Annotated in this window: 12 protein-coding genes; 4 read left to right on the top strand and 8 right to left on the bottom strand. The window is 60.8% G+C overall.

All coding sequences use genetic code 11. The annotated features are described in order from the left end of the window. The first annotated feature begins 47 nt into the window (after positions 1-47). Both ygfZ and hisI read left to right on the top strand, forming a co-directional pair. On the top strand, positions 48-845 hold the full coding sequence (ygfZ, locus tag AA105894_RS15700; protein ID WP_267312555.1) for a CAF17-like 4Fe-4S cluster assembly/insertion protein YgfZ: 798 nt from the start codon (positions 48-50) through the stop codon (positions 843-845). Then, complete coding sequence (gene hisI, locus AA105894_RS15695) at positions 842-1,264, top strand: phosphoribosyl-AMP cyclohydrolase (RefSeq protein WP_267312554.1); 423 nt, start codon at positions 842-844, stop codon at positions 1,262-1,264. The genes ygfZ and hisI overlap by 4 nt, the downstream gene beginning before the upstream one ends. Positions 1,265-1,271: 7 nt before the next feature. Here the strand turns inward: hisI and lpxB are convergent, their stop codons facing one another. The 5 genes from lpxB to rpmI form a co-directional block, all read right to left on the bottom strand. Continuing rightward, complete coding sequence (lpxB, locus tag AA105894_RS15690) at positions 1,272-2,492, bottom strand: lipid-A-disaccharide synthase (protein ID WP_267312553.1); 1,221 nt, start codon at positions 2,490-2,492, stop codon at positions 1,272-1,274. Positions 2,493-2,498: 6 nt separating this feature from the next. After that, entirely contained in the window at positions 2,499-4,961 is a 2,463-nt protein-coding gene (pheT, locus tag AA105894_RS15685; protein ID WP_267312552.1) for a phenylalanine--tRNA ligase subunit beta, read from the bottom strand. A gap of 4 nt (positions 4,962-4,965) precedes the next feature. Further along, the gene (gene pheS, locus AA105894_RS15680) at positions 4,966-6,036 is read right to left on the bottom strand and encodes a phenylalanine--tRNA ligase subunit alpha (protein WP_267312591.1); all 1,071 of its coding nucleotides are present in this window, start codon (positions 6,034-6,036) and stop codon (positions 4,966-4,968) included. Positions 6,037-6,154: 118 nt separating this feature from the next. Further along, the gene (rplT, locus tag AA105894_RS15675; protein ID WP_147094196.1) at positions 6,155-6,541 is read right to left on the bottom strand and encodes a 50S ribosomal protein L20; all 387 of its coding nucleotides are present in this window, start codon (positions 6,539-6,541) and stop codon (positions 6,155-6,157) included. Between the two features lie 12 nt (positions 6,542-6,553). Then, the gene (rpmI, locus tag AA105894_RS15670; protein ID WP_023978115.1) at positions 6,554-6,757 is read right to left on the bottom strand and encodes a 50S ribosomal protein L35; all 204 of its coding nucleotides are present in this window, start codon (positions 6,755-6,757) and stop codon (positions 6,554-6,556) included. A 287-nt stretch (positions 6,758-7,044) separates the two neighbouring features. Between rpmI and AA105894_RS15665 the strand changes: the two genes are divergently transcribed. Together AA105894_RS15665 and AA105894_RS15660 are read left to right on the top strand one after the other, a co-directional pair. After that, a complete protein-coding gene (locus AA105894_RS15665; protein WP_267312551.1) occupies positions 7,045-9,465 on the top strand; it encodes a glucose/quinate/shikimate family membrane-bound PQQ-dependent dehydrogenase in 2,421 nt (806 codons plus the stop codon). Positions 9,466-9,621: 156 nt separating this feature from the next. Beyond that, on the top strand, positions 9,622-9,864 hold the full coding sequence (locus AA105894_RS15660; protein ID WP_188426308.1) for a hypothetical protein: 243 nt from the start codon (positions 9,622-9,624) through the stop codon (positions 9,862-9,864). A 73-nt stretch (positions 9,865-9,937) separates the two neighbouring features. Here the strand turns inward: AA105894_RS15660 and AA105894_RS15655 are convergent, their stop codons facing one another. Genes AA105894_RS15655 through hslV form a run of 3 tightly spaced genes read right to left on the bottom strand, consistent with a single transcriptional unit; the run spans position 9,938 to position 12,275 of the window. After that, a complete protein-coding gene (locus AA105894_RS15655; protein ID WP_267312550.1) occupies positions 9,938-10,384 on the bottom strand; it encodes a SufE family protein in 447 nt (148 codons plus the stop codon). Next, positions 10,381-11,697, bottom strand: coding sequence for an ATP-dependent protease ATPase subunit HslU (hslU, locus tag AA105894_RS15650; protein ID WP_267312549.1), 1,317 nt, complete (start codon positions 11,695-11,697; stop codon positions 10,381-10,383). The genes AA105894_RS15655 and hslU overlap by 4 nt, the downstream gene beginning before the upstream one ends. After that, complete coding sequence (gene hslV, locus AA105894_RS15645; protein ID WP_188425916.1) at positions 11,697-12,275, bottom strand: ATP-dependent protease subunit HslV; 579 nt, start codon at positions 12,273-12,275, stop codon at positions 11,697-11,699. The genes hslU and hslV overlap by 1 nt, the downstream gene beginning before the upstream one ends. Positions 12,276-12,353 lie beyond the last annotated feature (78 nt).

Here is a 12,353-nt window from a genome sequence, read left to right as displayed (position 1 = left end):
CTGCAATCCGCATCTCCTATCAATACTGTCCGAAATGGAGAACCATAATGGCAAGAGCATGGCTCACGGATCGCTCGGTCCTCTCCGTAAGCGGTCAGGACAGGGTGAGCTTTCTACAGGGGCTCGTCTCGAATGACGTAACCTTGGCTGATTCTGAAAAACTGGTCTGGTCAGGCTTTCTGACGCCGCAGGGGCGTTACCTCTCGGATTTCTTTATCTGGCATAGTGGCGATGTTCTTCACCTCGATGTCCCCGCAGATCACGCGGCCTTTCTCTGCACGCGGCTTTCGCGCTTCCGTTTGCGGGCCGATGTCCAGATCGAACAGACTACCCTTGCCGTCGAGGCGCTCTGGGACGGTGAAACTGCCAGCGATGCACGGCCCGATCCGAGGCTCGACACGGCCGGTTCTCGCCGTATTGCCCCGGCCGAGAGCGCAGGCAATGCCGAGGCCCTCACCGCCTATCACAGCCACCGCCTGACCTTTGGCCTAACTGATTCAAGCGATTGCGAGACTGAAAAGACCCTGTTGATCGAAGCCAATTTCGACTGGCTCAACGGCATTTCCTTCCAGAAAGGATGCTATATGGGTCAGGAACTCACAGCGCGCACCCATTATCGCGGACTGGTCAAGAAACGCCTTGTACCCGTACGCAGCGATCACACCCTGCCGCCGCCCGGTACACTGCTGATGGAGGGTGATCGCGAGATCGGTCAGATGCGCAGCAGCGTCGGCACGCACGGCCTTGCCCTCCTGCGTCGCGAAGTCTGGTCAAAAGACATCCTGCATGAGGGACTGACCCTCACCCCCCAACGACCCGACTGGTTCAGAGAAGAAACACCATGAACTACTCCCCCCCCGACCAGCAGACGCTGGAAGGCGTCCTCGATACGGTCAAATTCGACAAGGACGGGCTGATTGCTGCCATTGCCCAGTCTGCAGAGGCACCGCATGAGATCCTGATGCTCGCCTGGATGAATCGCGAGGCTCTGGCTGAAACGCTTGCGACAGGGCGGGTCTGCTACTTCTCACGCAGCCGCAATGCGCTTTGGCGCAAGGGCGAGAGTTCGGGTCAGACGCAGCAACTCGTTTCCGCGCGTATCGACTGCGACCGCGATGCCGTGCTGGTTCTTGTTCAGCAGAAAGGCGTCGCCTGTCACACCGGACGCCGAAGCTGTTTTTACCACGAGGTCACGCCAGAGGGGCTGCGCGATACCACTGCCCCCGAAATCTCGGCCGAGGCGCTCTACGGCAAAAGCCACTAGGAAGGCGCTACTCCCGCTCCGCGGCTACGTCTTTGCCTGTGCTGCGTGACTTCTCGTTCAGAATGCGCAGTACGGCTTCCGCTGCAGCATCGGAAGGCGTGCCGTTGTGCCTGTCCGATTCCGTCGGTCTGAGCTGGGCCATGACGGCGTCGAACGCAGTTTTCTGCGCCTCACCCAGAGCAGGATCGGTCAGAAGCGCGTAGGCCGAATCGGCAAGATGCTCTGGTGTGCAGCGTTCCTGAAGCAGTTCAGGCACCACCTCGCGCCCGGCAAGCAGATTGACCATGGCGACATATTTCACCTTGATCATGCGGCGCGCCATGAAGGCCGTCACAGGGTTCACGCGATAAGCGACCGCCATGGGCACATGAGCCAGAGCGAGCTCAAGCGTTGACGTGCCCGATTTCGTCAGCGCCGCCCCGGCTGCGGCAAAGGCGTCATGCTTGTCATGCAGCTCGGTCACGATGATCGGCTTGACCGGCCATTTCGCGACGGCGGCCTTCACCGTCTGGGCGACGAGAGGAGAGAGCGGCAGCACCGGGCAGATATCTGGCAGGCGCTTCTTCAGCAGCGACAACATATGGCCATAGACCGGCAGAAGGCGCGGCACTTCCGAGCGACGGCTACCCGGCATCAGGATCAGCACGGGCGCGTTGTCGCTAAGCCCATGACGCAGCCTGAAACGCTTCGCGTCGCCCTGATCGGCACCGGATTGCAGAACGGGATGGCCTACGAAATCGACCGCCACCCCGCGCTGGGCAAACCACTCGACCTCAAAGGGCAGAAGGCAGAGCAGCCTGTCCCAGAGTTCGGGAAAACTATGAACGCGCTTTTCATGCCAGGCCCAGACCTGAGGGCCGACATAATGGATCTTCGGGACATTCTGATCGCGTAGCCGCTTGAGAAAGCGCAGGGCAAAACCGGGGGAGTCGATCGTGACGATCATGTCCGGCTGACGCAGCACCACATCATTCACCGCCTCATTGAGGCGCTGCGACAGCTGCCTGATTCGAGGCAGCACCTCGACCAGTCCCATGACGGCCAGATCGCGCATGGGGAACAGGCTGTTGAGCCCCAGAGCCTCCATGCGTGGTCCGCCGATCCCGACAAAGATCAGATGCGGATCGCGCGCGTGCAGCGCCTGCATGAGATGGGCCCCGAGCACATCGCCACTGGCCTCACCTGCCAGAAGCCAGATGACACGAGGGGCGATGAGCGAATGGGGCATGAGCGTTCAGCGCCTCAGGGTTGCGCCGGTTGCCTTGGCAACAGCAGCGATGATTTTCTCGGACACGGCGTCGATCTCTTCATCGGTCAGGCTCGCCTTGACCGGCTGAAGGGTCACTTCGATGCCGAGAGAGCGATGACCGGCTTCGAGCGGCGCCCCTTCATAAACATCGAAGAGGCTGACATCGGTAATGAGCGTCCGCTCAGCCCCGCGCGCTGCCTTGAGCACAGCCTGCGCTTCCATTCCGGGCGCCACGATGAAGGCGAAATCACGGCTGATCGGCTGGAAGGCAGACAGAGAGGGTGCCTGACGACGCTTCACCTTCGGTAGCGGTACGGCATCGAGCCAGATCTCGAAGACCACGAGCGTGCCATCGATCCCCATCGCCCGGGTCACCCGGGGATGCAGTTCGCCAAAACAACCAAGAGCCATTTTGGGCCCCTGACGCACGACGCCCGAACGGCCAGGGTGATAATAGCCCGGCGCATCCGTTGTGATGCTGAGCGCCTCGGCCGGGAGCTTCAGCGCATCCAGTGCCGCCATCAGATCGGCCTTGGCATCCCAGAGCGTTCTAACCTGAGCCCGCGCACCGGGGCGACGCGGCGTTTCACCACCACGAAGACCTGCCAGCACCAGTTTCTGACCATCGGCGTGGAAAGACGGTCCAATCTCGAAAAGGGCTGCATCGGCAAAACCGCGCGCCGCATTGCGCTGCCAGGCGCGCACCAGATTGACCAGAGGTGTCGGGCGCATCTGGTTGAGATCGGAGGCGATCGGGTTCAGCAGGCGCAACCCTTCCGGGGCACCACCGAACAGGAGCGCATCTTCATGCGAGACGAAAGAGAATCCGACCGTCTCGACAAGGCCACGCATCGCGCAGAGACGGCGCAGCTCGCCGAGACGCTTCTGTGCGGGCGTCACGGCAGGGCCGGCGATGGCGGTCTTTTGCGGCAGGGCCTGTGGCGGAATCAGATCCAGACCATGGATACGCAGCACTTCCTCGATCAGGTCGTTCTCTGCCTCAATGGCGTGAACAGAAGACGCTGCCGTCCGGGCCTGATCCGGGTCGAGATGCGGCGCCTGGTCGAGCGTCACCCCCATGGCCACATCGTTACGCCATGACGGCACGGCAAAGCAGGCACGCGCGTCGTCGCGCTCCTTCACCTCGAAGCCCAGATGCTCGAGAATGCGCACCGCCTCATCGGATTCGATCTGTGCGCCGCCAAGGCTTTCGAGACGCTCGAAACGCAGCCAAGCCTCGCGATGCCAGTCAGGAAGATTTCCGGCAGTGGTCACTTCGCTCGCCTCGCCGCCGCAGAGCGACAGGATCAGCCGTGTTGCTGCCTCAAGCCCGGACAGCACCAGCGCCGGGTCGATTCCACGCTCGAAACGCTGACGCGCATCCGTGTGCACAGCAAGACGGCGCCCGGTCAGAGCGATGCGCACGGGGTCGAAAAGAGCTGCTTCGATGAACACGTCGCAGGTTTCGTCTGAGACGCCCGTCGATTCACCGCCGATCAATCCGGCCAGAGACTGAACACCAGCCTGGTCGACAATGACCAGATCATCGGTGCCGAGCACCAGATCGCGTCCGTCGAGCGCGCGGAAAGTCTCACGCGCAGCGCGCGTCAGGGACAGACTCGTCCCGCTGATCTTTGCCGCATCGAAGACATGAAGCGGGCGTCCGAGATCGAAGGTAAGGAAATTGGTTATATCCACCAGCGCGCTAATGGGCTTCAGCCCGATCGACTCCAGCCTCTGGCGCAGCCAGTCGGGGCTCGGGCCGTTCTTTACACCGCGAACCAGTCGGCCCGCGATGAAGGGGCACGCTGTTTCATACTGAATATTCCATGAAATCGGGGAAGGAAAACGACCTTCGACCGTCTCCACGAGCCAGGGTTTGAGATGACCGATTCCGTAGGCTGCCAGATCGCGGGCGATGCCACGTACGCTCAACGCATCACCACGGTTCGGGGTGATGGAGATATCGATCACCGGATCGTCCAGCTTTGCATAATCGGCATAGGCCTGACCCAGCACGACCGTCTCTGGCAGTTCGGCAATACCGTCTGACTCAGCGCCCAGACCCAGCTCACGCAGCGAGCAGAGCATGCCGCCACTTTCCTGACCGCGAATCTTGCCAGCCTTGATGGTGATATTGCTTCCCGGGATATACGTGCCCGGCGGGGCGAAAATCACATGCAGCCCGGTGCGTGCATTGGGAGCGCCGCAAACAACCTGCACTTTTTCATAGTCGCCGCCAGCGGCCACGACGCAGACCTGAAGACGGTCGGCATCGGGGTGGCGATGCGCTTCGAGAATTTTCGCAACACGAAATCCGCGCAGGCTGTCAGCCGGATTTTCGACGCTTTCGACCTCAAGACCGATCGTATTGAGGGCGCTCAGGATCTCGTCGAGCGATGCGGTGAAATCGAGATGCTCACGCAGCCAGGAAAGAGTGAATTTCATGGTCTCAGACTCCTTCTGCGAGGCTGGCGGAAGACAGGGAGGAGAAGCCGTAATGGCGCAGCCATCTCAGATCGCTATCATAGAAGGAACGCAGATCGGGAATGCCGTTCTTGAGCATGGTCAGACGCTCGATTCCCATTCCGAAGGCAAAGCCCTGCCAGATGGCGGGATCGAGGCCGCAATTGGCCAGAACACGCGGATGCACCATGCCCGACCCCAGAACCTCCAGCCAGTCCGTGCCACCGCCGATCTCGCCCGTCTGGCGCGACCAGCCGATATCGACCTCCATTGAGGGTTCGGTGAACGGGAAATACGACGCGCGAAAACGCACCGGTAGATTCGGCTTGTCGAAGAAAACGCGAAGAAACTCGATCAGACAGCCCTTGAGATGACCAAGCGTGATTCCCTTGTCGATAACGAGCCCTTCGCACTGATGGAACATCGGCGAATGAGTGGCATCATGATCGGCGCGATAGGTGCGACCCGGCGCGATGATGCGTATGGGCGGTTCCTGGGTCAGCATGGTGCGAATCTGAACGCCAGATGTCTGGGTGCGCAGCACGCGCGCCGGAGCGTCTTCATGCGTGGCGGGCAGATAGAACGTATCGTGCTCGGTGCGTGCCGGATGATGGTCAGGCGTGTTGAGCGCCGAGAAATTGTGCCACTGGGACTCGATATCCGGCCCTTCGGCAACGCTGAATCCCATCGCCCCGAAAATGGCCGTCATTTCCTCAATGGTACGGCTGATCGGATGGACAAGACCGAGCGGAGTCGCCGGTGCCGGCAGGGTCACATCGACCTGCTCGGATTTCAGACGCGATTCGAGGGCTGCCTCGGCAATTTCCTGGCCACGCTGCTCGACCGCAGTGTTGAGCGCATCGCGCAGGCGGTTCAGCGCCTGACCGCGTTCCTTGCGCTCTTCCGGGCTCATCTTGCCCAGTTCCTTGAGCAGTCGTGTCAGGCGGCCGGATTTGCCCAGCACACCGACACGAATGGCATCCCAGGCGGCGTGATCCTGCGCCTGCGCCAACGCTTCGAGAGTTTCGCTTCTCAGCGCTTCCAGATCATCGCCCATCACTGCCTGTCCCATCGTTCGTCTGGTGGTACCGTCAAAAAAGAAAACGGGCCGTCCTGATACAGGACGACCCGTTTTCTATCAAATCTGCAAATCGGCAAATCCGAAAAGCGGCAGATCAGGCCTGAGCCGTCTGCTCCTGGGCAGGCTGCTCGAGAGCCATCTGCGCCAGCTTCACGATTTCGGCGAAGGTTGCTGCGTCATCGAATGCGATGGCGGCCAGAACCTTACGGTCGATTTCGATGCCGGCCTTTGCAAGACCATTGATGAACTTGCTGTAGGTCAGGCCCTGCTCGCGAACGGCAGCGTTGATACGCTGGATCCACAGAGCGCGGAAATCGCGCTTCTTGTTGCGACGGTCACGATAGGCATAACGAAGAGCCTTCTCGACGCGCTCAAGAGCGATACGATAGTTGGTGGAAGACCGGCCGCGGTAACCCTTGGCGAGATCCAAAACCTTCTTGTGACGGGCGTGCGTCGTTACGCCGCGCTTAACACGTGCCATTTATATTGCTCCTCAAGCCAGTCCGTAGGGGGCCCACTGCTTCACGGTCTTCGCATCCATGTCCGTCATGGTCTGCGGGCCGCGATTGGTGCGCTTCATTTTCTGCGGACGGTTGATGAGGCCGTGGCGCTTGTTGCCGGGACCGCACATCACCTTGCCGGTCGCGGTGATCTTGAACCGCTTCTTGACCGACGACTTGGTCTTCATCTTGGGCATTTCGTTCTCCTCTCGACATATCAGGCGGCTTGTCGCAATCACTCGCAACCACCACCAAGCGGCCAGGCATGCCCTACCATCGCCTGGACGCGCGTTCGAAAGGGGGCACCTATAGGATATCCTGCCTCCGCACAACCCGTTTTAACGCGCATAAACATTTACTTTAGGTTAGACGGGACCTTAACCATAATGTGGGACGTTCTTGACGTAGATCAACATTTGCGCCTTTTACCACGCGGTCTCTTTTCACAACGTTTCCGACCACGAAACCTCATATAGGACGACGCATGAACACGGTTTCCCGGCCGCGGTTCTGGGCAGCCCTCACCGCCGTCATATTTGCCCTCGTTGGCATCTATCTGACACTCGGCGGTGTCTGGCTCCTGAGCTATGGCGACACCCCTTATTATGCAGTCTGCGGTATAGCCCTTCTGGCCACCGCGTATCTTGTCTGGACCGGCCGCCCGGCGGCTTTTTGGCTCTACACCCTTATCATCCTCGGCTCCCTTGCCTGGGCGATTGGCGAAATCGGCATCGATTTCTGGTCTCTCGTCCCCCGCGGTGACGTCATCGTCATCCTCGGCATCTGGCTGCTTCTGCCCTTCGTCAGCCGGCAGATCACCACGAGCCGCCTGGCCACCTTCCCCCTCGCCGGCAGCGTTCTTCTCGCCCTGATCGTCGTGATCTTCGCGTTCGTGCAGGACCCGGGCGACAAGGAAGGCAATCTGCCGACAGACAAGATCGCCGCTGCAGGCAGCGATGCGTCGCAGGTGCCCGATGGTGACTGGCATGCCTATGGCCGCACGCAGTATGGCGATCGTTTCTCGCCGCTGACGCAGATCAACTCGGACAATGTGAGCAAGCTCAAGGTTGCCTGGACCCTGCGCACAGGCGACCTGAAGGGGCCGAACGATCCGGGCGAAGCCACCAACGAAGCCACGCCGCTGGCAGTCGATGGCACGCTGTATTTCTGCTCGCTTCACCAGAAGCTCTGGGCTGTCGACGGGGCAACCGGCAAGACGAAATGGGTGTTCGACCCTCATCTCTACGTCAACCCCGGCTTCCAGCATCTCACCTGCCGTGGCGTGACCTATCACAAGTCCGACGCCAGCGCCGTGACATCCGATGGTACGCCCGCGCCGGATGAGTGCCATGAGCGCCTCTTCCTTCCGGTCAATGATGGTCGCATGTTTGCCGTCGACGCCCAGACAGGCAAGGCCTGCCCGAGCTTCGGCAAGAACGGCGAAATCGATCTGCGCACGCCCTTCATGCCGTATGACCATGTTGGCGGCTATGAGCCGACATCGCCTCCGGTCGTGACCGACAAGGTTGTCATCGTTTCCGGTGCCGTGACCGATAACGGATCCACAAAGGAACCGTCGGGTGTCACACGTGCATTCGATCTGTTCACCGGCAAGCTGGTCTGGGTGTTCGACCCGTCCAACCCCGATCCGAACGAAATGCCGACGGGTGACCACAAATACGTCGCCAACTCGCCCAATTCCTGGATCACCGCGTCCTATGACGCCAATCTGGGTCTCGTCTACATCCCGACCGGTGTGCAGACGCCTGACCAGTGGGGCGGCAACCGTACGCCTGACGCAGAGCGTTATGCCTCGGCCATTCTCGCCCTGCATGCCGATACCGGCAAGCTGGCCTGGAGCTACCAGACCGTTCACCACGACCTGTGGGACATGGATCTGCCGGCCCAGATGAGCCTTGTCGACATCACGCAGAAGGATGGCACCGTCATCCCGACCATCTACGCGCCGGCCAAGACGGGCAATGTGTTCGTGCTCGATCGTCGTGACGGCAAGCTGGTCGTGCCTGCTCCCGAACTTCCGGTTCCGCAGGACGTGGTCAAGGGCGATCACGTCGCACCGACCCAGCCCTTCTCTGACCTGACCCTCCGTCCCAAGGCCCTGCTGACGGGCAAGGATATGTGGGGCGGCACCGTGTTCGACCAGCTGATCTGTCGCGTCGCGTTCCATCAGCTCGACTACAAAGGCACGTTCACTGCCCCTTCAGAACGCGGCTCGCTCATCTTCCCGGGCAATCTCGGCATCTTCGAGTGGGGTGGCCTTGCGGTCGATCCGCAGCGTCAGATCGCCATTTCCAACCCGATCGCCCTGCCTTTCGTGTCGAAGCTCGTTCCCCGTGGTCCGGGTAACCCGCTCTGGCCGGAAGATGGCAACAGAAAGGGCTCCGGTGGCGAGACCGGTCTGCAGCATAACTACGGCGCGCCTTATGCCGTCATGCTCAGCCCGTTCCTGAACCCCATCACCACCAAGCTGGGTCTGCCCATCCCGTGCAAGCGTCCGCCGTGGGGCTACATGGCCGGTATCGACCTGCGTACCAACAAGGTGATCTGGCAGCACCGCAATGGCACGCTGCGTGACAGCCTCTACAGCAGCTCGCTGCCCGTGCAGCTTCCGCCGCTGAAGATCGGTGTGCCGAGCCTCGGTGGCCCGCTCACCACGGCTGGCAACGTCGCATTCCTGACCTCGACGCTGGATTTCTACATCCGCGCCTATGACGTCACGACCGGCAAGACACTGTGGCAGGACCGTCTGCCCGCTGGTGGCCAGTCCACCCCGATGAGCTACTCTGTCAATGGCAAGCAGTACATCGTGACCTATGCTGGCGGCCATGGTTCGTTCGGCACCAAGATGGGCGATTACGTCATCGCCTACGCTCTGCCGAACTGAACCGGTTCAGCAGACCAACGGAAAAACCCGCCTTCTGGCGGGTTTTTTTGTGACTGCTCGTCGGGCCGGGAAGGTTTTGTGACGCAGGCAAAAACCCTTGCACCTGCGTAAATAATGTCAGAGTGTTTCAACACTCTCAAACGAAGGAAATGAGCCATGCTCCGTGGATTTCTCGCCCTGACCCTTCTGTGCGGCGCGATCGCTGCACCAGTCGCCTACGCCAAGCCGTGTCGTGACGCCACCACAGGCAAATTCACAAAATGCGAGAAGCCAAAGGCTGAGAAATGTCGTGACGCCAAGGGCAAGTTCACGAAGTGCAAGGCTGATACTGCCGCTAAGGACGATACCAAGGCGGCCCCGGCAGCAACGCCCGCCGATGGCGCGCCCGGCAAGAACTGATCCGGACGCGAAAGCTTCTTTACCGGACCAGAAACAAAAAGACCCGGCAATGCAATGCCGGGTCTTTTTTCGTTCAGGCACGGGCGCGGGCGCGTATCGCCTGCGCCATGGCTTCCACACCATTACCCCTGTTTGTCGAGAGCGCTTTCACCAATCCCAGATCATGCAGGAATTTCGGATCTGTTGCCTCGATCTCGGCCTTGCTCCGCCCTGAATAGACACGCAGCAAAAGTGCAACGAGCCCGCTCACGATAGCGGCGTCCGAGGCTCCGGCGAAATACAGCCTGCCATCGGCCTCGTGCGCCTCCAGCCATACCTGACTCTGGCAACCCGGCACGCGATGGGCGTCATTCTGCCATTCGGCAGGAAAACCCGGTAATCCGCGCCCCATCTCGATGATATACTCGTAACGATCCATCCAGTCGTCGAACATGGCCAGCTCGTCGCTGATCGCGGTAATGGCCTCTTCTGCCGACCCGTCGACCGGCTGCACCCATGGTGCCTGAACCGCGCCGCTCACAGGATGAACCTGCTCAGATCGCCCTTGCTGGCAAGGGGAGCCACACGCTCCTGAACATCCTGCGCCGTGACGGTAATCGTTTCACCACCACAATCGGAAGCACGGAACGAGATATCTTCCAGCAGGCGCTCCATTACTGTTGCCAGGCGTCTGGCACCTATATTCTCGACGCGCTCATTGATATCCGCAGCCAGCTCGGCCAGCGCTTCGACAGCGCCGTCCTCAAAAATCAGGGTTACCTTCTCCGTGCCCAGCAGCGACACATATTGCTTGAGCAGCGAGTGCTCCGGTTCGAGCAGGATACGCTTGAGATCATCACGGGTGAGACCCGCCAGCTCCACACGGATAGGCAGACGCCCCTGCAGTTCAGGCAGCAGGTCGGAGGGCTTCGCCAGGTGGAATGCCCCTGAGGCGATGAAGAGGATATGATCCGTCTTGACCGGACCATATTTGGTGGTGACGGTCGTGCCCTCGATCAGCGGCAGCAGATCGCGCTGGACGCCTTCGCGAGAGATATCGCCACTGCGCCCCCCGCCCTCGCCGGAGCGGGCGCAGACCTTGTCGATTTCATCCAGAAAGACGATGCCGTGATCCTGCGCATGACGCACGGCGTCCTGTGTCAGGGCGTCGCTGTCGACCAGCCGGTCGGCCTCCTCCCGGATCAGCAGCACACGCGCGGCCTCAATGGTCAGACGACGCTTCTGCGGCGAGCGGTTCATCAGATTTTTCATCAGATCGCCGAAGGCCGCCGCATTCATGACAGTGCCGCCTGCCATTTCCGGCATGTCGCCTGGGCCAGCCTCGCGACCGACCTGAATCTCGATTTCCTTGTCCTCGAGTTCACCATTGCGCAGCATCTGGCGGAACTTGGTCTTCGTGTCAGCCGAAGCGCCCTCGCCCGTCAGAGCATCGACAAGGCGCGCCTCAGCAGCCAATTCGGCCTTGGCATTCACATCCTTGCGCCGCGCTTCGCGCAGCATGGTCAGCGAGACTTCGACCAGATCACGCACGATCGATTCCACATCACGACCGACATAGCCGACCTCGGTGAATTTCGTGGCCTCGACCTTCAGAAAAGGCGATTGCGCGAGACGGGCCAGTCGGCGGGCGATTTCGGTCTTGCCGCAACCGGTCGGACCGATCATCAGAATGTTCTTGGGCACGACCTCTTCACGCAGCCCGTCAGCAAGCTGCGCCCGGCGCCAGCGATTACGCATGGCAATGGCCACGGCGCGCTTGGCCTCGTTCTGCCCGATGATGAAGCGATCAAGCTCGGAAACGATCTCGCGCGGCGAGTAATTCGGAATTTCCATCAAAGCGTCTCCCCGCCGAGCAGTTCCACCCGAACGGAGTGGTTGGTGTAAACACAGATATCGCCTGCAATTCTCATGGCCTTGCGCGCCACATCCTCTGCCGTCAGCCCCTCGATATCGATCAGGGCACGCGCCGCCGACAGGGCGTAATTGCCGCCGGAGCCAATAGCGATGATACCGTCTTCAGGCTCCAGAACATCGCCATTGCCGGTAAGGGTGAAAGAGCGATGCGCATCAGCCACCGCCATCATGGCTTCAAGCCGGCGCAAATAGCGATCGGTCCGCCAGTCCTTGGCCAGATCCACGCAGGCGCGTTCGAGCTGGTCAGGATAACGCTCAAGCTTGGCTTCGAGACGTTCGAGCAGCGTGAAGGCATCGGCCGTCGCACCGGCGAAACCCGCCAGAATGGCGCCTTTCGGCCCAATACGCCGGACCTTGCGGGCGTTGCCCTTGATGACGGTCTGGCCAAGCGTCACCTGCCCGTCACCCGCCATGGCCACCTGACCATCACGACGGACACAGAGAATGGTGGTGCCATGCCAGCCAACAGGGTCATGGGGAGAAGATGAGTTCTGCATGCTCCTTCACATAAGCCGTATGCGCCGTCAGACAAGATCGAAACCTCTTCTGGCGGCACGACTGCCCGGCGCTGTCAG

Origin of the sequence: Asaia spathodeae NBRC 105894 (assembly GCF_025994195.1) — a bacterium.
Classification (GTDB): domain Bacteria; phylum Pseudomonadota; class Alphaproteobacteria; order Acetobacterales; family Acetobacteraceae; genus Asaia; species Asaia siamensis.
Note: the sequence above shows the minus strand (reverse complement) of the source record. Positions and strands in the feature narration are given on the sequence as shown.